The sequence below is a fragment of the Exiguobacterium sp. UBA1053 genome (genome assembly GCF_002316465.1).
Classification (GTDB): Bacteria; Bacillota; Bacilli; order Exiguobacteriales; family Exiguobacteriaceae; genus Exiguobacterium_A; species Exiguobacterium_A abrahamii.
On sequence record NZ_DCDO01000018.1, the window covers coordinates 222,037 to 241,673 of the forward strand.

25 protein-coding genes and 1 pseudogene are annotated in these 19,637 nt (G+C 47.6%); 13 read left to right on the forward strand and 13 right to left on the reverse strand.

Translation table 11 applies throughout. The features are described from left to right. Positions 1 to 98 precede the first annotated feature (98 nt). Complete coding sequence (locus tag B3G15_RS14880; protein WP_023468270.1) at positions 99 to 305, forward strand: helix-turn-helix transcriptional regulator; 207 nt, start codon at positions 99 to 101, stop codon at positions 303 to 305. Beyond that, positions 305 to 766, forward strand: coding sequence for a hypothetical protein (locus B3G15_RS14885; RefSeq protein WP_069940665.1), 462 nt, complete (start codon positions 305 to 307; stop codon positions 764 to 766). The genes B3G15_RS14880 and B3G15_RS14885 overlap by 1 nt, the downstream gene beginning before the upstream one ends. On the opposite strand, the gene B3G15_RS14890 is transcribed toward B3G15_RS14885, so the two are convergent. Next, positions 763 to 1,179, reverse strand: a complete 417-nt coding sequence (locus B3G15_RS14890) for a GNAT family N-acetyltransferase (protein WP_069940664.1) — start codon at positions 1,177 to 1,179, stop codon at positions 763 to 765. The genes B3G15_RS14885 and B3G15_RS14890 overlap by 4 nt on opposite strands. A 79-nt stretch (positions 1,180 to 1,258) precedes the next feature. Here B3G15_RS14890 and B3G15_RS14895 point away from each other — a divergent pair, with 79 nt between their 5' ends. Continuing rightward, on the forward strand, positions 1,259 to 1,789 hold the full coding sequence (locus B3G15_RS14895) for a GNAT family N-acetyltransferase (RefSeq protein ID WP_290722118.1): 531 nt from the start codon (positions 1,259 to 1,261) through the stop codon (positions 1,787 to 1,789). After that, positions 1,786 to 2,571 carry an endonuclease/exonuclease/phosphatase family protein gene (locus B3G15_RS14900; protein ID WP_290722119.1) on the forward strand — a complete coding sequence of 262 codons (786 nt, stop codon included), beginning with the start codon at positions 1,786 to 1,788 and terminating at the stop codon, positions 2,569 to 2,571. The genes B3G15_RS14895 and B3G15_RS14900 overlap by 4 nt, the downstream gene beginning before the upstream one ends. 40 nt (positions 2,572 to 2,611) lie before the next feature. Here B3G15_RS14900 and B3G15_RS14905 read toward each other — a convergent pair whose 3' ends face one another. The 3 genes from B3G15_RS14905 to B3G15_RS14915 form a co-directional block, all read right to left on the reverse strand. Continuing rightward, complete coding sequence (locus B3G15_RS14905; RefSeq protein WP_290722121.1) at positions 2,612 to 3,097, reverse strand: YusW family protein; 486 nt, start codon at positions 3,095 to 3,097, stop codon at positions 2,612 to 2,614. Beyond that, positions 3,094 to 3,711 (reverse strand): flavodoxin family protein, encoded by a 618-nt coding sequence (locus tag B3G15_RS14910; RefSeq protein WP_055968026.1) that lies wholly within the window; start codon positions 3,709 to 3,711, stop codon positions 3,094 to 3,096. Before B3G15_RS14910 ends, B3G15_RS14905 begins: the two co-directional genes overlap by 4 nt. A gap of 154 nt (positions 3,712 to 3,865) precedes the next feature. Further along, positions 3,866 to 4,345: a GNAT family N-acetyltransferase gene (locus tag B3G15_RS14915; protein ID WP_075642314.1), complete on the reverse strand. Its 480-nt coding sequence runs from the start codon at positions 4,343 to 4,345 to the stop codon at positions 3,866 to 3,868. A gap of 120 nt (positions 4,346 to 4,465) precedes the next feature. On the opposite strand from B3G15_RS14915, the gene B3G15_RS14920 reads away from it, so the two are divergent. Then, on the forward strand, positions 4,466 to 4,912 hold the full coding sequence (locus tag B3G15_RS14920; protein ID WP_290722124.1) for a MarR family winged helix-turn-helix transcriptional regulator: 447 nt from the start codon (positions 4,466 to 4,468) through the stop codon (positions 4,910 to 4,912). Between the two features lie 36 nt (positions 4,913 to 4,948). Continuing rightward, a complete protein-coding gene (locus tag B3G15_RS14925; protein ID WP_290722126.1) occupies positions 4,949 to 6,217 on the forward strand; it encodes an NAD(P)-binding domain-containing protein in 1,269 nt (422 codons plus the stop codon). Positions 6,218 to 6,237: 20 nt separating this feature from the next. On the opposite strand, the gene B3G15_RS14930 is transcribed toward B3G15_RS14925, so the two are convergent. After that, positions 6,238 to 6,678 carry a VOC family protein gene (locus B3G15_RS14930; protein ID WP_214857595.1) on the reverse strand — a complete coding sequence of 147 codons (441 nt, stop codon included), beginning with the start codon at positions 6,676 to 6,678 and terminating at the stop codon, positions 6,238 to 6,240. Positions 6,679 to 6,829: 151 nt separating this feature from the next. Here B3G15_RS14930 and B3G15_RS14935 point away from each other — a divergent pair, with 151 nt between their 5' ends. Continuing rightward, positions 6,830 to 7,576 (forward strand): bacteriorhodopsin, encoded by a 747-nt coding sequence (locus B3G15_RS14935; RefSeq protein ID WP_290722130.1) that lies wholly within the window; start codon positions 6,830 to 6,832, stop codon positions 7,574 to 7,576. Between the two features lie 32 nt (positions 7,577 to 7,608). On the opposite strand, the gene B3G15_RS14940 is transcribed toward B3G15_RS14935, so the two are convergent. Then, positions 7,609 to 8,031 (reverse strand): hypothetical protein, encoded by a 423-nt coding sequence (locus B3G15_RS14940; protein ID WP_290722132.1) that lies wholly within the window; start codon positions 8,029 to 8,031, stop codon positions 7,609 to 7,611. A gap of 81 nt (positions 8,032 to 8,112) precedes the next feature. On the opposite strand from B3G15_RS14940, the pseudogene B3G15_RS14945 reads away from it, so the two are divergent. After that, positions 8,113 to 8,617 (forward strand): annotated as a pseudogene (locus B3G15_RS14945) (DNA topology modulation protein). 140 nt (positions 8,618 to 8,757) lie between these two features. On the opposite strand, the gene B3G15_RS14950 reads toward B3G15_RS14945, so the two are convergent. Further along, complete coding sequence (locus B3G15_RS14950; RefSeq protein WP_290722134.1) at positions 8,758 to 10,464, reverse strand: methyl-accepting chemotaxis protein; 1,707 nt, start codon at positions 10,462 to 10,464, stop codon at positions 8,758 to 8,760. A 162-nt stretch (positions 10,465 to 10,626) separates the two neighbouring features. On the opposite strand from B3G15_RS14950, the gene B3G15_RS14955 reads away from it, so the two are divergent. Next, on the forward strand, positions 10,627 to 11,679 hold the full coding sequence (locus B3G15_RS14955) for a C45 family autoproteolytic acyltransferase/hydolase (protein WP_214723140.1): 1,053 nt from the start codon (positions 10,627 to 10,629) through the stop codon (positions 11,677 to 11,679). Between the two features lie 39 nt (positions 11,680 to 11,718). Here B3G15_RS14955 and B3G15_RS14960 read toward each other — a convergent pair whose 3' ends face one another. The 4 genes from B3G15_RS14960 to B3G15_RS14975 form a co-directional block, all read right to left on the reverse strand. Next, complete coding sequence (locus tag B3G15_RS14960; RefSeq protein ID WP_069940655.1) at positions 11,719 to 12,195, reverse strand: GNAT family N-acetyltransferase; 477 nt, start codon at positions 12,193 to 12,195, stop codon at positions 11,719 to 11,721. Further along, the gene (locus B3G15_RS14965; protein ID WP_069940654.1) at positions 12,177 to 12,755 is read right to left on the reverse strand and encodes a GNAT family N-acetyltransferase; all 579 of its coding nucleotides are present in this window, start codon (positions 12,753 to 12,755) and stop codon (positions 12,177 to 12,179) included. Before B3G15_RS14965 ends, B3G15_RS14960 begins: the two co-directional genes overlap by 19 nt. A gap of 34 nt (positions 12,756 to 12,789) precedes the next feature. Next, positions 12,790 to 13,278, reverse strand: coding sequence for a GNAT family N-acetyltransferase (locus tag B3G15_RS14970; protein WP_069940653.1), 489 nt, complete (start codon positions 13,276 to 13,278; stop codon positions 12,790 to 12,792). A gap of 109 nt (positions 13,279 to 13,387) precedes the next feature. Next, on the reverse strand, positions 13,388 to 14,293 hold the full coding sequence (locus tag B3G15_RS14975) for a methyl-accepting chemotaxis protein (RefSeq protein WP_069940652.1): 906 nt from the start codon (positions 14,291 to 14,293) through the stop codon (positions 13,388 to 13,390). A gap of 264 nt (positions 14,294 to 14,557) precedes the next feature. On the opposite strand from B3G15_RS14975, the gene B3G15_RS14980 reads away from it, so the two are divergent. The 3 genes from B3G15_RS14980 to B3G15_RS14990 are packed head-to-tail and all read left to right on the forward strand — an operon-like array spanning position 14,558 to position 17,096. Next, positions 14,558 to 15,541 (forward strand): ROK family protein, encoded by a 984-nt coding sequence (locus B3G15_RS14980; RefSeq protein WP_083254802.1) that lies wholly within the window; start codon positions 14,558 to 14,560, stop codon positions 15,539 to 15,541. Then, positions 15,538 to 16,701: an MFS transporter gene (locus tag B3G15_RS14985; RefSeq protein WP_214808651.1), complete on the forward strand. Its 1,164-nt coding sequence runs from the start codon at positions 15,538 to 15,540 to the stop codon at positions 16,699 to 16,701. The genes B3G15_RS14980 and B3G15_RS14985 overlap by 4 nt, the downstream gene beginning before the upstream one ends. A gap of 17 nt (positions 16,702 to 16,718) precedes the next feature. Then, positions 16,719 to 17,096, forward strand: a complete 378-nt coding sequence (locus B3G15_RS14990) for a VOC family protein (protein ID WP_069940650.1) — start codon at positions 16,719 to 16,721, stop codon at positions 17,094 to 17,096. A gap of 513 nt (positions 17,097 to 17,609) precedes the next feature. Here B3G15_RS14990 and B3G15_RS14995 read toward each other — a convergent pair. After that, positions 17,610 to 18,221, reverse strand: coding sequence for a DUF3885 domain-containing protein (locus B3G15_RS14995; RefSeq protein WP_069940648.1), 612 nt, complete (start codon positions 18,219 to 18,221; stop codon positions 17,610 to 17,612). A 109-nt stretch (positions 18,222 to 18,330) separates the two neighbouring features. Between B3G15_RS14995 and B3G15_RS15000 the strand changes: the two genes are divergently transcribed. After that, positions 18,331 to 18,798: a GNAT family N-acetyltransferase gene (locus tag B3G15_RS15000; RefSeq protein ID WP_069940647.1), complete on the forward strand. Its 468-nt coding sequence runs from the start codon at positions 18,331 to 18,333 to the stop codon at positions 18,796 to 18,798. Positions 18,799 to 18,821: 23 nt separating this feature from the next. Here B3G15_RS15000 and B3G15_RS15005 read toward each other — a convergent pair whose 3' ends face one another. Next, positions 18,822 to 19,220, reverse strand: coding sequence for a DUF3784 domain-containing protein (locus tag B3G15_RS15005; RefSeq protein ID WP_069940646.1), 399 nt, complete (start codon positions 19,218 to 19,220; stop codon positions 18,822 to 18,824). Positions 19,221 to 19,637: the final 417 nt, after the last annotated feature.

Here is a 19,637-nt window from a genome sequence, read left to right on the forward strand (position 1 = left end):
TTGAGTCAGCTCCATTTTTTAAATACATGACGTAAAGTCTACTTTACAAAATGTAAAACTGACTTTACAATGTAAACAACTGGAAAGGAGGTCGTCAGATGAAACTGACGAACCATGTCCGCCTCTATCGTCAACAGCACAAGTGGACACAAGAGCAGTTCGCGGAACGAATCGGTGTGACCCGACAAACCGTCATCTCGCTTGAAAAAGGGAGCTATACGCCGTCGCTCTTACTCGCGATGCAGATTGCCCGCGTCTTTGATTGCCCGATCGAGGAACTATTTCAATTAGAGGAGGAATCCTGATGAAACGTGTCGTCACTCAATCTTTACTTAATTGTTGTCTCTACTTTTTAGCTGCTTATCTCATTAGTGCCATTCATGCGAATCTGCAGTTATTTCAAGATGATCCTGTATCCGGTACGGGATTGTCGCTGAAATTGAATCTAATGAGTGTCCTTCCAGTGCTAGTGATTGCGATTATTCTTTCGATCGTCAGCTATTTCTTACGAGAAGACCGTTCGCATTCGTTTGCGACAGCAGAATTTTCCGACTCCGATGAACGTGAGGCACAAATCACCGGTAAAGCGACCCGCGCAGCGTACGTCGCTTTTATGATCAGCCTTCCTGTCCTGATGATTGCTTTCTTGTTTGAACAGCCGTTACTACAACTGTTTCCAGCGTTTCCGTTCTATGCGATCGCTCTCATTCTCTCGGTTGGAACACTCACGTATATGACGGCATGGATTGTCCATGTCCGTCGTTAAAGCCGCTTGACGAAGAAGTATTGAGTTTGTCCAATCGATGGATGATCGGTCAGTCGTCCATACTCTTCATAACCATGCTTGCGGTAAAAGTCTGGTGCTTGAAAATCAAACGTGTCCAAAAGAATTTTCGTACACCTTGCTTCCTTCGCATATCCTTCGATTGCTTGCAGCAGGCGGGTTCCGACACCTGCCTGTCGTGCTGTATCGCTCACCCAAAGGAACTGGACATGAATGTGTTGCCAACCGTAAGACGCGGTAATTCCTCCGATGCATTCGCCCTTCTCATTATATGCTGTAAAACAAAGTTCTTCCGATTGTTCATATAAGGCTTTAGGAACATATTGCCGATTGTAGGCAATCAATTGCTCGCGGATGAATGTCCTATCTTCCTTCATTCCAGTTTGAATTTTCATTTCTTCTCTCCTTAAATTTACAAATGATACCATTACTGCCATAATGATAGCATATTCCATCTAGAACGGAGGATTACATATGCAGACGATGCACCACTCGTTCGATACACAACGGTACCAGATTCGACCGACTCGACTTAGTGACGCTGAAGCCCTCTCTGAACTCCGCCAAACACTCGATGCGGAAACGGAATACTTCGACCGAATGCCTGGTGAGGACGTGATGACGGCGACGGATTTCGCAGATCAGTTACGCGATTCCTCGGTTCCAGATCGTATCCTCGTCGTCGAGCGCGAGGGACGACTCATCGCCTACGCCCGGTGTCGTGGTTTTCATTTAAAACGTTTCGCGCACAAGGCATCATTTGGACTCGGTGTACTTCAATTCGACTGGGGGCAAGGAATCGGTACCCAACTGCTGGAACGAATGATTGCTTGGACAAAAGCGCAATCCCTGCAAAAAATTCAGCTCGAAGTCGTCGAGACGAACCTCGGCGCCATTCGCCTCTATCAGCGACATGGATTTCAAAAAGAAGGACGACTGCGTCATGACCGGTTATTATCGGACGGTTGCTTTTACGATACGGTGTTGATGGGCTTACAGCTATGAGTCTTTCATTATCGATTGCGACATATAACATCTGGCATCACCCGCACAAACGACAAAAACGGTTCGAGGCGTTATGCGCGGAGATCAAGCAACACCAACCGGACGTTCTCCTTCTGCAAGAAGTCATGTCGACGTTTCATCCGGATGAACCATTCGTCTCGATCGCTGAGCACCTCGCAGAGGCGACCGGTTATCCGTATTGGATGATGGATCCTTACATGGATTCACCGGACGAAGGACTTGCCATTCTGACGAAATTGCCGTTTGAACGAACCGATTCGAGTGCCGCTGCGACAGCAAACATCAACCACCACTGTGCGATTCGGATCCCGTTTTCGATTGACGGTGTGCGTTTTGCCGTGACGAACATTCATTTCAACTGGCGTGCTTCAGACATTCGACTCGATCAACTTCGATTCGTCAACGAATGGATTGCCTCGCAAACGGATGACACGACGATCGAGTTCTTAGGCGGTGACTTTAATGATGGTCCACACTCCGCTCTGCATCACGCCGCGCTTAAGGAATGGGTCGATCTCGCCGGTAGTTTTGCCGCTCGTACAGGACAAATTGCCGCCGCAACGCTTGATTCTGTGACGAATCCGTACGCAAGGAAGAACGACGGCATCACAAGCCCCGTTCGATATGATTGGTTACTCTGTCAGCGTTCGCTTTCACAGTTGACCTTACAGAACGTCCAGCTGATCGGAAATCATCGACTGCCGCATCAGCTTATACCGAGCGATCATTACGGTGTCCTCGCTCATGTGACGCTACACTAAGACAACAGGTCTACACCCGTTACGGGCGCAGACCTATTGTTTATTTTTTATATTCTTTTTCAGTTCCGTCCGAGAATTCGATTTCAACCTCTAAGCGGGAAGCATCTTGAATCGCAAACACACGCTCGACCTCACTGATGACCTCATTTTCAGATGTACCCGCATCAATCTTTAAGTTCTTGAACTTCGCGTCGAGTTCCGCCATCGCGTCGTCTCCTTGCTTTTGCTCTCCTTTATAGCGATATTCCGCTTCCGTTCCGTCATTATCCCGATCATAGCTAATATCAATGGAATCATTATCCCCATCAACGTCCGCTTCAATCGACAGACTGTTGAAGCCATAATCGGTGTCGGCATTTTTCGTTACCGTATCCTTGTCCTGCATCGTGTCGTCAGTCGTGTTCGAATTCGTTGATCCTTCTTCGACCTTATCCGTCGACGCTTCGTCGTTTCCGCAACCCGCAAGCATTAAACTCATCGCGAACAATGTCGCGACACCGTACCCTGTTAAACGTTGTTTTTTCATTCCATCACATTCCCTTCTGCTGGAATCGGATGTTCCTTTAACATCTTCGCAAAATGGTATAGGTTGGCAGCTAAAAACTGTGCGTGTCGCTTCGTAAAATCGTTGTTCCGTCCTGCTTCGATATACGATGGTCCTGGTCCCGCTTCACCGACCCAGTAAGCATCGACGTTCGGCGGAATCGTAAAGCCGATATGCGACAGACCGTACAAGATGGAAGCGGACGCATGTTTAGCTCCATCTTCATTCCCCGTGACGATGACGCCACCGACCTTGTTGTAGTAGATCGCTTGTCCGAGATCGTTCGTCAAGCCGCTCCCTCCGTATAATCGTTCAATGACTTGCGTCGCAACACTACTTTTTTCTCCCAGCCAGAGCGGTGTCCCGATGACGACGATGTCCGCTCGTTTCACCTTTTCGAAAATCACGGGCCATTCATCCCCGTTGCCTTCGTCTTCCGTGACGCCGAACGCCACTTGGTGATCGACGATGCGGACAATTTCTGAAGTGACGTCCTCTTGTTTCCAATATGCAATCACGTCACGGATCAGCGCCTCCGTATTCGATGGTTCACGTGATGCTTTTAAGGTGCAGTTTAAAAATAAGGCGTGCAACATCCATCCATCCTCCTCCGTCATTTTAAGTAACATCATTCGTCTTTAGTACTTTCCTTCTTACATCAACGGATAAACTAAAAAACCCTCGCTTCAACGAAGGCAGGTCATGCTAGAAAATTTGAAATGAACAATCAAACGCGGAAACATCACTACATTACCGGAGGTCATTTCGTCGCTCCAATAACAACGTGTCTCGCCAGACACCATGATGCTGTGCGATGGCACGTCGTCGACCGACTAGTTCGAACCCAAGTCGCTCATGCAGCCGTCTGCTTGCGATGTTTTCTGGAAACATGTGTGATTGAAGCGTCCAAATCCCGTTGGCGTCCGCATAGGTGATTAATGCCTCTAGTAAGAATCGTCCACCGCCGAGTCCTCGAGCGGAACGCTCTAGGTATATACTGATTTCTCGTACGCCACGATAGACATGACGTTCAGAAACACGTCCCAGTTTAGCCCAACCAATCACTTTTCCAGCTTGCTCTAGAACGAATCGTTCAGATTGCATCAGTGTTGTCCACCACTCTTGCTCATGAATCATCGTTTCGAACGTCGCGTTTCCTTCTTCTACTCCTTGACGATAGATAGCTATCACAGTGCTACGATCTTTCTCTTCCATCGAACGAACAAGCATCGAATTCCCCCTCCCTGATTTACAATTGAATATGAGAAAATCATATATTTATTATTTGCAATTTGCAAGTTTATATCGTATAACTGATTCATAAGCAAAATAACGGAGGGAGAGCTATACATGAATGAAACGCGTGAACTATTTCAAACGTTCACCCGGCGCTTCGGATTATTGAATAAGAATTGTTGCGCCGTCCTAGAAGAAGAAATTTCTCTCGTTCAAAGCCATCTGCTGTATCAGGTTGCCAAACACCCTGACTCCGCAATGCAAGAAATTGCGGACCAACTCGCTCTTGATATCACTACGTTCAGCCGACAAGTGCAAACATTGATTAAGCGGGATCTACTCGTAAAGCGTCCCGCGATCAACGATCGGCGAATTCACCTACTTCGCCTGTCCGAGAAAGGATTACGTGTTGCTCAAGCCATTGACGAAGAGATGAACACGTATCTTGATTCCATCTTCTCATCAATGACTTCCTTCGAAAAAGCACATGTCCTCCAGGCAATCGAATTGCTGAACTCGAAGATGGACGAGAGTGACGTCTGCTGTAAACCATGTCTTTAATACTTGCAACCTACAAATAAAAAGGAGGATTTATTCATGTCATACGCTTCTTCCCACCCCATCGTCATCATCGGTGCCGGTCCGATCGGTCTTGCAGCTGCAGCTCAACTTGTAGTGGAATGTCAATCGTTTTTACTATTTGAGAAAGGTCCTTCGATTGCCCACCATATCAAACAATGGGAACACGTCCGGATGTTTTCGACGTGGCAATACAATATTAGTGACGCAGCACGTCACTTGCTCGAGCTGACGGACTGGGTCGCACCAGCAAACGATGCTGTGCCGACCGGAACTGAATTGATCAAACAATACCTTGCCCCACTTGCTGCATTACCGGAAATTGCTCCCTCTCTATATTTCCAACATGAGATTCTCTCGATCTCACGGGCAGGTCTAGACAAGATGACAAATGCCTCACGTGAAGCAACGCCGTTCGAATTAGTCATAGACACGCCGAATGGTCGTAAACATATTCTCGCTCGCGCGGTCATCGATGCGTCTGGCGTCCTCGGGCGACCAAACCCTGCAATCAGTTCCGGACATCGAGTCGAAATCGAGCAGAACTTACCTGTCCGGTATTCGATCGTAGATGCGAAACGTGATACTGTTGTTTTCGCGAATCAATCCGTTGCTGTCATCGGTAGCGGGCACTCGGCTTTGAACTCGCTCCTTGAACTCGTTTCCATTAAAGCACAACATCCTGAAACGGAGATTCATTGGATCCTTCGCAAATCGGACCCAGTTCAAGCCTACGGCGGAGAAGACAAGGATGCATTGGAAGGTCGCGGAGCACTCGGTTCTCGTATCCGTCAGCTCGTTGAACGAGATCAGATTAGGGTTCACTCCAGCTTCAAGATCCGATCCATTGAATCGAAAGGGAAGTCGTTTGACATCACTGCTCAAGATGGTCGGTCCCTTCATCACATCGATCAGTTGATCGTCAACGCAGGAAGTCGACCCGACTTTTCGTTCCTCGAGGAAGTACGGCTTGACATCGACCCTGTCACCGAGAGTAGTCGAATACTTGCTCCTCTGATTGATCCGAACCTTCATAGTTGCGGAACTGTCCGTCCACATGGAGAAGCGGAGTTACGTCATCCAGATCTCGGACTTTATCTGGTCGGTGCAAAAAGTTACGGTCGTGCTCCGACCTTCCTGCTTGCGACCGGTTATGAACAAGTTCGATCAGTCGTTGCTTTTCTTGTCGGAGACGAGGCACGTGCCAAGCAGGTCAAGTTATCATTACCGGAGACGGGTGTGTGCAAAGTTTCCCTGCCACAATCATCGACTTCCTGTTGTTCTTAAAAATATACATCGGACCAGTCTTAGACAGGTCCGATTTTTTCTGCCAACTCAATGATCACGCCTTCTGGTCCTCTTACGTAACATAGGCGATACTCATTTTCGTAATTCGCGACGTCGCCAATCGACTGATATCCATTGTCCGCTAAACGTTCGACGAGCGCAGCGAGTTCTGTTACTTCAAAACAGAGATGACGCAATCCAATCGCATGGACGGATTGGATTACGGAAGCCGTGTCGCGCGGGTGTTTGAACCGAACGAGTTCGAGCCATATCGGTTCACTTGGTAATCCGAGTGCAGCACACTCCGTCTCCGCTCCCTCTAGATTCAATAAACGATCGAGTAACTCTCCTTTCATCTCCCAACGTCCGCGTACTTCGAGACCACAAAGTGAAAAAAAGTAAATCGCTTCTTCTAGATTCAAGACGTTCAGGCTGATATGATCCGTTCGTTTAATCGACATCCGTCACTCCTCCTCAAGTGTGTCAAAATGTTGTCAAACCGTTGATATACCGCACATCAAGAGCGTTTCGACGTGGTGTCTGAAGTTTGTATCGTCAGTAAAATAAAAGTATGAAAGGTCGTATCCACTTACGAAAAGGAGTCGAAACAACATGGAAGACGTTAACCTTCTCGTCCTTGCGACCCAGTACATGTTCTGGGTCGGATTCGTCGGAATGGCCGCCGGTACGCTCTATTTTCTCGTCGAACGAAATTCCCTTGCCCCGGAATACCGCTCGACCGCAACAGTCGCTGCTCTCGTCACGTTCGTCGCTGCGATTCATTACTATTTCATGAAGCAAGCTGTAGGGGAATCGGGTTTGTTGTCTGAGATCGATGGTTTTCCGACTGAAATCCGCTACATCGATTGGCTCGTGACGACGCCTCTCTTGCTGATCAAGTTTCCGCTGTTACTCGGTTTAAAAGGTGGGAAAGGGCGTTCGCTTCTGACGAAACTCGTCATCGCGGACATCATCATGATCATCGGTGGTTACATCGGAGAGTCGTCCATCAATCTAGCGGGTGGCTTCACGCAACTCGGTCTTTGGGCATACGTCGTCTGTTGTATCGCATGGTTTTATATCATTTATCTCTTGTTCACGAACGTCACGAAAGCCGCTGAAGATAAGCCTGCCCCGATTCGTAACGCCTTGCTGCAGATGCGCTTGTTCATCTTAATCGGATGGGCGATCTATCCGGTCGGTTACGCGGTCACCTTGTTTGCACCCGGTATCGAAGTGCAACTCGTCCGCGAATTGATCTATAACTTCGCTGACTTGATCAACAAGGTCGGATTCGGTCTGATTGCCTTCTTCGCTGTCAAGACGATGTCCGCAACGCAAAAATTGAAATCCACTTAATCAAAAGACCGGATGTTTTGAGCATCCGGTCTTTATTTGAATTCATGCTGTAAATCCTGTGGAAATCCCCCGTTTTTAAAGATAAAACTTGAAAGCCTAATCCGGTTCCCATCCATATCTAGAAAATAAGTTACGTCAGGTTCATTTGCAAATTCGACTTCGATTGAAGCCGGATTCGCCGAAGACTCATACGAAAATTTTTGTGTTTTTGTAGTGTAGACTTCATCCGGGAATCGACGTGCTAGTTCTATCTTAAGCAATTTCTCATCCTCAGCAATCTGTTGATTGACGAGCGTCGGTCGGATGTACCAAAAGGAACTGCACCCGATTGCCACCAACCCAAGTAAAATCAAGCCATACCGCTTCCATCGCTGCGGCAGGAATATCACGCCGCAACCGATTACGAGTAGTGTAAAAACGATCGTCATCCCTTCGATTATGAAATTCGGTACCATCTCATTCACTCCTTTCGTTCTATCCTCGACTAGAAAACCATGTTATGATCAATTCCTATGACAAAAAATAGGAGGTGTTGTATGCGAAAAATCATCTTGATTGGTTCCGGCGGATCCGGTAAATCGACGCTTGCCCGCGAGATGGGCAAAAAAACTAAACTATCCCGTTGATCACCTCGACAGCTTATTATGGCGTCCGAACTGGGAAGCAGTTTCGCGTGAGGAACAACGCCAGATTCAACAAACACTTATAACGCGCGACACGTGGATCATCGACGGTAATTACGCTGGAACGCTCGATTTACGAATTGATGCCGCCGATACGATCATCTTCCTTGACCTACCACGGACACTCTGTCTGTACCGGGCATTGAAAAGGACATGGCGCTATCGCAAGACCGGTCGACCGGATATGGCGGCAGGCTGTCCCGAGAAACTATCGTTCGATTTTCTGAAATGGATTTGGCGTTTCCCGATCGATAAGCGACCGAGTATTCTTTCAACGCTTACAGCGACGTCCGATAAACAAGTCATCCATCTGACGTCCCGTCGTGCTGTCAAACAATTTCTTCAATCACTTTCATAACATCTATCTGCTGCTTTGTGTCATTCTTGCTTAACCTGTACATACGACGCCACACGCTTACTCCCCTGCTTGTTTTCCATTCATTACCCCAAATAAAAAAACGACCATGATGAATTACCTCATGGTCGTCGTTCAATATCTTACACGGTGAATCTGCCTGTGACTTGTTTTAAATCATCCGCCATCGTCGCGAGTGACTGCGACGCGGATGAGATTTCTTCCATCGACGCCATCTGCTCCTCCGTCGAAGCGGAGATGTTTTGTGTTCCGGCAGCAGTCCCTTCCGTCACTGCTTGAATCGTTCGCATGACGGATGCGATCTGCTCACTCGCTGCCGCCATTTCCTGTACGGCACCGGACACTTCTTCGACGTGCCCTGTCACGTCGGTGATTGCTGTCTCGATTTCTGAGAATGAGGCACCGGCTTGATCGACGACTGCAATTCCACTCGTCATCTCGGTTGAGACTTTCTCCATCGAGGCGACCGATGCTTCCGTCTCTTGTTGAATGACCCGAATCAACGACTCGATTTGTTTTGCCGAGACCGCCGACTGCTCCGCGAGCGTCTTGACTTCCGCTGCGACGACGGCGAATCCGCGTCCTTGTTCGCCAGCGCGTGCTGCTTCGATTGCTGCGTTTAACGCGAGCAAGTTCGTCTGTGCCGCGACACCTTTAATCGAATCCGTGATTTGTCCGATTTCCTGCGATCGGTTACCAAGACCGTCAATGACGTGGCTCAGTCGAGAGACATCTTCTTGAATCCGTCCCATTTGGGTACTGAGTGTTCCGACGACTTGACCACCGAGAGCGACTTTTTCCATCGCATCCGCAGTGCGTTCCGTCATTTGTTGGGCATTACCGGCGACGTAACGGACCGATGTCGTCAATTCTTCGATCGTCCGTGAGGCATCCGATACTTGATGCAATTGTTGACTAGCACCGCTTGCCATCTCTTCCATCGTCACAGCGACCATTTCTGTTGCTTTCGTCGTCGATTCCGCGTTGACGCTGAGTTCGTCCGACGCAACAGCGACACGGTCAGCCGTACCGGTTAGTTCAAGCACGACTTGTTGCTGTGACGCAATCATTTCATTGAAAGACGTCGTCAACTGTCCAAGCTCGTCTTTTGAGTCGTATGTTCCACGGACGGTCAAGTCCCCGTTCCCCGATTGATCCATCCATCCCTGCAATTGACGAATCGGACGCGTGATGAGACGTGTAATGTACATTGCAAGTCCTGCAAACAAGAGAACCGCGAGTAAAAAGGTGCCGAGCATTAAGTAAAAGGCCGTTTGTTTTTCTGCTTGATTCTGAGCGTCTAACGTCTTCGCTTGTTTTGTCATCGAAGCCATCAACGACTTCGCAGAATTTGCGACGTTATCCCGGACTTGTTCCAGACCTTGCGTGTATGCCGTATAGGCTTCTTCGGTTTCGTTGCGCGTCGCCGCATCCTGGACGATCGTCATCGAATTATCATAGGCGAGGACATTATCCTTTAATTCTTCGAGCTGTTTCTTCTCTTTAGCATCGAATTGCCCTGTTTTTTCGATTTTCGTGACTGATGCGCGAATCTGTTCCTGACGCGTATCGATGTCAGCTTGCAGTTCCGTGACCCGCGTCTCGTCCTTCGTTAACATCATCTCGACTAAAAACGAATCGAGCGCGCGTGTATCAATCCGGATTTGAGCCACTTCCTGGATCGGTAATAAGTTTTCCTGATACATCGCTCGGGAAGCATTCGACATCTGATTTAAGAAATAAAGTCCTGCTCCCGCAATCAAAAGCATCGCAACGACGGCTGTTGCGATCAAAGCTTGTATCTTCCGTCTGACTGACATGTGTTTCATTCCATCCCCTCCCGTTTTTGTTATCGGTTCAAGAATGAAAAAGTTGACTATTTTTTCAATATTCCCATACTTTAGATGTGCTTCAGTAAAGACTTGCCATACGACTTTCTCGCTCGCGTTCGATATAATCAGCATACAGCAGTTGAAGAAAGGATGAATCGTATGCAACGTGTAGCCAATGAGATCACACAATTCCGCGGCAGTCATTATGAATTCGGTCGCGAACAAGGACGTTACGTCAAACGAAACCAGTTGCTCCATAACCGGGAGGACAACTGGAAGATCCGTGTTCCGCGCTTTCAAGTCGATCCGGTCGAGACGAAGGAGATGTTCCTCCGCTACGCCCCGCATATTTGGGACGAGCTACTCGGACTTCAAGACGAACTTGAACTATCGCTGCCGGATACGTTACTACATTTCGGGCATTACCGGGTCGAAGGACCGAAAAGTGGTTGTTCGATCATGACCGGTGATAATTTCCTCGTCCGCAATTACGACTATCATCCGATGACATACGATGGTCGATTTTCCGTCTTTCAACCGAACGATGGCGGATCAGCAATTATCGGTCCCGCTTCACGGGTGACCGGGCGGATGGACGGGATGAATGAACATGGGCTTGCGATGGGCTATAACTTCATCAACCGTCGCCGCCCGGGAGACGGGTTCGTCAGTTTCATGATTGGGCGGATCATCCTCGAGATGTGTACGTCGGTCGACGATGCGATCTCACTCGTCAAGGAGATTCCACATCGCGGATCGTTCACGTACGTCGTCCATGATAAATCCGCGCGTTCGTTCGTCATCGAGGCGACGGCGCGGGATGTGCAAGTGCGCGAGACAAACATGTGCACGAATCACTTTGATTTGCTACAGCATGAAAACCGCTATCACCTGGATGACTCGAAACGTCGGATGATGGAGTTAAAGACGCATCAACATATGATTCAAGATGCGGAGTCCGCTTTTCGACTACTCAACGATACCGATAAAGGCGTCTTCGCTGATTTATATGCACAGTGGGCGGGAACGATTCATACGTCTGCCTACTTCCCGGAAGAATTGAAGGTCTGGTTCGCGCTCGGTGGTGATCAGGAGCCGGTCACGTTCGACTTTGCCGACTGGCTCGCTGGCAATGACTTCACAGCAAGCGAGATCACAGGAGAACTGGAGACGAACATCCAGTTCGCGAATACCTTACAGACGTGGCGTTAAACGAAAAAGCTTCCTCCTGCTTGCGCAAGAGGAAGCTTTTTAATGGCTGTCATCGAGACGTTTCGACATATAATAATCCGTTTTTTCATATCCAAGCGATTCATAGACATGAATCGCACGTTCGTTATGCGCGAAGACGTGTAAGGAAACCTTCTTGACGTTCATCCGCTTCAACATCGCTTCCAGTAAGCGAAGCGCTTCCTTGCCGTAGCCCTGGTTCTGTTTATCGGACGTAATCTTGACGTCGTAGATGAAAGCGCAACGTCCGCGTGATTCTTCTGTCACATGAACCCAGACCATTCCAAGATCGTTACCTGTCTCGTCACGAAACGTAAATAAGTAGTGATCCTTCGTCTTCAGCCCTTCTGGCAACAATGTTGCGAATTCTTCTGTCGCCTTCTCGAGCGATTCGTTTTCTGACCACGTACCAGCACGACACTTCTCTGCCGCATACTCCTCGATTGCGACCGGTAAGTAAGCGTCATACGTCGCTTGACTCATTTGCTCGATACGCATGCGGCCACCTCCTGCGATTTCGTCCAGTCCCGTCGTAACATCGCATAGACCTGCAGGTCGTGATACGTCCCGTACAATTTTTCAGCATCCCGTAAGACGCCTTCTTCCGTGAAGCCGAGTCGTTCCGGAATTCGTCTGCTCCGGACGTTTCCAGTCGCACACTCGATGACGACACGGTTCAAGCCGAGCGTCTCGAAACAATAGTTCGTGACGAACCGGACAACGTCCGTCATGACGCCTTTTCGAAGGCCCTTTTCTCCTAGATAATAGCCGATCGACGTTTGCCCGAGATTCCGATTAATTTCATGTAAACTGATCGTTCCGATGAGCTCGTCCTGAAGATAAATGCCGCATGTAAAGCCGTTGCCATCGGCGAACTGTTGCAGCCATGCTGGGATGACGATCTCCTGATATGTATTGGCATCTGTTGCACCATCGACCCAACCGAGCCATTCGCGAAGATGGGCACGATTGGCATCGACGAGGGCGAATAATCCTTCCGCATGGTGCCGTTCAAACAATTGAAGCGATACGTGATCGGATACTTGTAATCTGAACATGACCTCTCTCCTTTCTAGTACCTGTTGTTTGACATCACATCGACGTTTCCCTGCTTGACGTCACGTTCCATTCCATTCGTCTCGAGCGGACAGCCATTCCGAGTGCCTCGTAAAAGGCGATCGCTTCCTGATTGGCGTCATCGACGCCGAGTTCGATTTTGTCACAGCCAATCGTTTCCGCGTGCGCGTAAGCGGCTTGCATCAATCGTCTCCCGACGCCTTGTTTTTGATGCGTATCCGCAACGACGAGACTGATGACGCGTAAGTAATGCGTATCGAAGACGAAGCCGCTTCCTTCGACGATGTCTTCCTTTAGGACGATCACACCGGCAAGCCCATCTTGTTCCGCAACGAGTAATGCATAATCCGGATTCTCGAGTTGCGACAGAAATAAGTCTTCCGGAACCGGCATCTCGTGCGGACGGTAATGATCAGGTCGTAAGGCGACGTGTTGATCGTGGATTTGCTGAAACAATGGAATCAAGGCCTGAAAATCGTCAGGACGGGCAGTACGGATATTCATCAGAAGTTCGCTCCCTTTTCGTTTTGTAGTATATTAACATATTATTCCAAAGTATAGGGGTACTTTTTATACAAAACGGCACTCCGGTTATCGGAATGCCGTCTCTCACTTAAATGGCTTTTGTAAAGTCTCGCGCTGTCTCCGTTAACGACGATGCCGCACTCTGCACGTCATGGAAACGATCGACCGTTTCCGCGACGACCTTGACGCTTGCTTGCGCATCCGACGTTGCTTGCGTCATCGCACGGGCAATCCGCTGCAGTTCATCATTCATTCGCTGCGTCGTTTGCCGGACATCGACGACGGCTTGTTCGACGAGCTTTGAGAGATTTCGGACTTCCGTCGCGACGACATTGAATCCTTTGCCGTGTTCTCCGGCTCGCGCTGCCTCGATTGATGCATTGAGTGACAAGAGATTCGTCTGTGACGCAATGGTTTTGATCGTCTCCGTCACTTGAGAGATGTCCTGCGCCTGACGTTGCAATCGTTCAATCGTCTGATGGTTATCACGGGTCGTCTCAGCCATCTGTTCGATTGTTCGCCGTAACGCTTCGCTTTCCTGCTCGCCATGCGTCGACCGCGTATTCAAATCACTAGCGATCGCATCAAACGAAGTCGCGAATTGTTGAATCGTCTGCTGCCGATCCGTAATATCGGAGGCAATCTTCAAGACACCGGTCACTTCCGTTCCATCGTAAATCGGCATATAGGTTGCTTCTAGCCAAATCGATTGACCATGCGCATCGATGCGTTCAATTTTATCTGCCGTACTGAAGCCACTAAACAGCTTCTGCCAAAATGCTTGGTAACCATCACTCATTGCAAACTCCGTCGTGCAGAAGAGATGATGCTGCATCCCGATCATTTCTTCTCGTTTATACTTCATCGTCTTTGCGAATAAACCATTAACGTCGACGACACGACGTTGCCGGTCGAATCGAATCATCGCAACATTATCTCGCAGGGAGGCTAAAATATCTTGGGATCCTAGGTCGGTTGATAGTTGGGTAGTCATGATTATAAGCTCCTCTCGTCATCTACCTCCTGTTACAGGCTATCCAAGATATTTCAAATCGGAATAGTATGGACTAAAGATATATGACTAAAATTTTTTAACTTCTTTTACTATATCCAGACAACGATAGAATGAAACGTGATTTCTCTAAATATTCATATCCTACACCTCTTTTTTAAACTTGTTTTCATCCCTGAATCTGCTATACTCAAATTGATACTTATTAAAAAATTTTAATAAGTGATTTAGATTGGAGGTCTTTTTTTGACTGAACTCATTTCACGTACACGTCACGCTTTTTTAGTCGAGCAGTTCGATACAATTCCTGCGATTCGCCACGTCTTGGATGTCAGTTTTCCGACTGCGAGCAAACAGATCGATTTGATGATCGATGCTCGGGAAATTGAAGAGACACCACTTGAATTGGTTCGCGGAGGGCGTCCGGCAAAACGGTATCGCTATCGCGCGGATCACTTTCATGGACTTGCTCTTTATCTCGAACGCACGTATCTGCAGTATCGCATCCACGACGTCAGTGGACATCTGATCGCAACGGATCTCCTGAACTTCGATTCGTCGGATCATGGATCTGTTTTATTGAAAACGCTGACAACATTACTTAACGATCATCCATCTATTCAAACGCTTGCGATTGGTGTTGCCGGTGCCGTTGATACCACCGGAACGATCCTGTTCGCCCCAGATTATCCGACGCTTGACGGTCGCCCTTTGCAACAAGAACTGACGGAACTGTTCAAGCGACCCGTCATCGTCGAAAATGATATGAACACGGCGGTCCGTGCCCAAGCTTCTGATAACGAGACGACTGTCTATGTGTATCTCGGGACGAACGGACCGGGCGCTGGCATCGCCGTTTCCGGTCATGTCGTCCGCGGAGCGCATCACTTCGCTGGAGAGATCTCGTTCATCCCGTTTGACGAGAAACGAAATGTCGGTCAAGTCCTCGCAACGACTGCACCACACTCTGACGATTGGTATGAGGCATTATGTCGAATCATCCTCTCGTTTAGCGTCACCTTGAACCCAGATGTCATCTTGTTTACAGCGTCAGATGTCTCGGATGACGGATTAGCACGGTTGACGGAACGATGTGCCAAGCGCTTTCCGCTCGACAAATTACCTCGGTTGCGGCAAGGTGACTGGGAAACTGATTATTTAGATGGTCTGATGCAACTGAGCATCCAGTCATTCATTGAACAAATTCCGTTAGGAGGACTCGCCCGATGACCCGTCTACTATTACCTTTGATTTATCTCGCTTTCATCAGTCTTGGTCTTCCGGATGCGTTACTCGGTACGGCGTGGCCTGTGATGCGGCTCGATCTCGACGCACCGCTCGACATGGCAGGTTGGCTCTTCATGACGATCGCTGCCGGAACGATCGTTTCGAGTCTGTTTAGCGGTCGCTTGATCGAACGTTATTCTACGGGTCCGATCACGGCAGCTTCTGCCGGTTTGACGGCACTGGCATTGATCGGTTTTTTCGTTGCTCCGTCCTTGATTTGGCTCTTCGTCCTTGCGATCCCGCTTGGACTCGGTGCTGGAGTCGTCGACGCGGCGTTAAATCATTTCGTCGCCACCCATTATCAAGCACATCATATGAACTGGCTCCATTGCTTCTGGGGCATCGGTGCGACGGCTGGTCCGCTCATCATGGCTGGTGTATTGCTCGATTCCGGCTGGCGTGTTGGTTACCTCGTCGTCGGCGCATTGCAACTCGTCTTGATGATTGTCTTAATCGTCAGCTTACCGCTTTGGAAGCGGGCTCCGAAACAGGTGTCTGAACAGGTTCAGACCGTGAGTACGTCGTCCGGAAAACCACGCGGATTGATTGCCGCTCTCGCAGCGTTTTGCTTTTATTGCGGGGTTGAGGCGGTCGTCGGGCTGTGGGGCAGTAGTTATCTTGTCCAAGTCCGGTCCTTTTCCGTAACATCAGCAGCGACGTGGATTTCCGTCTACTACGGAAGCATCACCGCGGGTCGATTCATCAGTGGTTTTCTATCGCTACGCTGGTCGAATCGTCGTTTGATTCGTGTCGGTCAATGGACGGCATTCGTCGGAGCAGCCTGTTTCATCCTCGCACCCGCTGCCTGGATGCCGCTTGGTTTCGTACTTGTCGGTCTTGGTCTCGCACCGATTTACCCGGCAATGCTCCATGAGACACCGGTTCGCTTCGGGGAGGCTGCGGCGCAACGGCTGATGGGGGTACAAATGGCATTTGCTTATACCGGTAGTACCTTCATGCCGCCATTGTTCGGATGGCTGGCGACGTCCTACTCCTTATCGTTGTTCCATTGGTTCACGATCAGTCTCATCTTCTTGATGCTGGTCGCTACGGAAGGCTTGAACCGGATGTTATTCAGACAGCGATTGGCAAAAGCGTCTTGAAAAAAGGAGGAATGGAGATGAAGATTGAACATATCGCCCTCTGGGTGGCAGACCTTGACGGGATGCGTCAATTCTACGAAACACATTTTGATGCTACGGCAGGCGAGCGGTATCATAATCCGACGAAAGGGTTCACGTCGTATTTCCTGACGTTCTCGAGTGGTGCGCGTCTTGAGTTGATGCAACGGACGGATATCACGGAACGGACAATGAATGCGCTCGGGTATGCCCACTTCGCCTTTTCGCTCGGCAGTAAACAAGCAGTCGATGACTGGACAGCTCGGTTACAGGATGCCGGTGTACAACATCTTGACGGTCCCCGGACGACGGGTGACGGGTATTATGAAAGTACGATCGCGGACCCGGAAGGTAATATGATTGAGTTGACGTTTTAATGACGAAACGAAACAATCCCTCATTCTAATTAGAGTGAGGGATTGTTTGTTGGTCGATGACTGTTCAATTGTTTTCTGCTTGTTGGTATGTTTCGTGACGAGCTGGTGTATGACACGCGTTCATTCAGGATATCTTTAAGCGACGATTACAAAACTCTTTCGCTGTAAACATTTGTAATGATATGCTAAAAAAGAACCAAATTATGACTATATGTATTCATTTTAAGAGGAGGCAGTTTATGCGAAAGCACCTAGGATGGATCTCAATCGGTATTGTGGTTTTCACTTTCCTTACTGTTAAGCTCTTGCCGTTCAATGGTTTTTGGGGTACGAACTATATGTTAGCTGGACTATTGCTTGCGCTAGTGTGCGCCATCATTAGTCTAAGAAATACGGGGAAAATCCTTGCGTTAACATTACTCACTTCTCTATTGGTTCTTTTTATTTTTTCAGTAATCGGCTTCTTGGCACTAGCTTGAACGTTTCGCTAACCGATGAAAACACGGTTAAAGATTAACTGAGATCATGACGATATTTCTTCTTGAACACGTTATACGTTGCTGAATCACCGAACAGGAGAAAACAACCGCGATCATCATAGATATTCATGACGATCTTTCGATCCACGTTCACGAAAAAGACTTCCGGATAGTCTGTATATGTTTGACGAAATCTTGGTTGCAGCGCCGGGAAATCCTGATGGCAGATCGCTTTGATTAAACGCTTATAATCTAATGTGTTTTTGTTCGGTAATAACACGGCATATTCGGATACCTGCTCTTCTTCATCCATCATTTTCTCTACGAACTTTATGTTGTATTGATCTTCTCTTCTTTTTAAGTGACGGAATACTTTCGTCGCTGACTTTTGATACTTACCGCGCTCCCTTCTCACATGTACGACGAAATAAAGAGGCTCCTCTTCTCGGAATAGATCCTCAAACAAGTCGTTTGATTTTTGGTATGCCTGTTTGAAGTATTCCTCGTTGATTTCATCTGAATTTTTCTTTAACTGATACAGGTCCTTCACTAAGTCTACGTGGAATACTAAATCCTTCTCAACAAAGGAACGATCAAATAAGTTCACCTTCCCAAAATGTTGTTGCAAGTATTGTTCGAAGTTCATTCCAAAGCTCCTTTATTCTGATGAGGACAGATGTATTGTTTTGAATAACTATTACAGGACGCATTAATTTAATGATCGATACAACAATTGTAGAAAGGAGGATGAGAAGATGATCATTGATACATTATCGAATCATCCTGAACAATTAGAAGTGGTTGCCACAATGATTCATACCGAATTCGTTCAAAAGAAAAAAGGGTCGGTACCCTATGAACAAATAAAAGCCTTTTTAGACAAAAAGCCAAGTGTACCGTATCCTGTAACGTTCGTTGCCTTAGATGATGCCACGTGTATCGGAACCGTTTCCCTCTTTGAAAATGACTTGAACGAACGACCAGCCTATACGCCTTGGCTCGCTTCTTTATTCGTTGAAAAAGTCTATCGGAATCAAGGGATCGCGCAGCAACTCATCAATCAATTAATCGTCTACGCCAAATCACGACAGATCACAACAATCTATTTAAAAACAGAAAACGCTTCAGCATATTATAAAAAATTAGGATGGACATTGGTCGAGACGATCGAGACGACGGAATTACCCATACACATTTTTTCATACACGATTGATGAGGATTGATATCTTCATATGAACGACGAAAGTCATTTGATGTTAATCGTCTTAAAGGATTTCTCATTATGGTTTAAATGATGGAGATCTTGCTGACGTGAACAGAATAATCTCTTTTTCTTGAATCGGTCATTCGTGTTCGAATAGACGACTGCGAATACAATAAGAAAGAATAGTAGCATGACGCCTAAACTAAACAAAGAGTGATATCCAAACAGCTCGCTCCCAGCAATCAACAGGATGCTAAAACAAACGCCGTACATGATTTTACCCATAAATTGACATAGGGCGACTTCGTCATAGTCTTGTTTCTTACTTTCAGACAACGTATTATATCCTGCAAGCAATGATGCACCTTTTCCTTTCGATAGAACGATAGCAAACACTAGTAGAGGGATAAGAATTACAAAATAAACAATAGATTCGCTCACGACCATCCTCTCCTTTCTCTCGTTTTAATGTATGACGTGTGTCAATTCATTAACGCTTTTACATTCCTTCAAGTTTCATAATATTTAGTTGAATGACCAACCAATTTTTCTGATTTTTCTGTTTTTTTAGCTCACTTTCTTAATCTTCAATTATAATTAGGTAATGATTGGATTTTTTAACTTACATATGGAATAAAAAACGTTCTTTCAAAGGAGGATTCATCCATGACTGAATCGGTACACATCCATAGCTACACGTCACCTCAATTAATGGTTAATGCAAGGTCCATCATAAGACAGTACATCTTACTCCAGGAGGGGTTTGCCGATGCTTAAGTTCATCTGGAATTCCTGGTGGCGCAACAAAGAGCGTTTCATCCTGCTACTTGTCGGTGTTCTGATCGTCAGTACCGGACT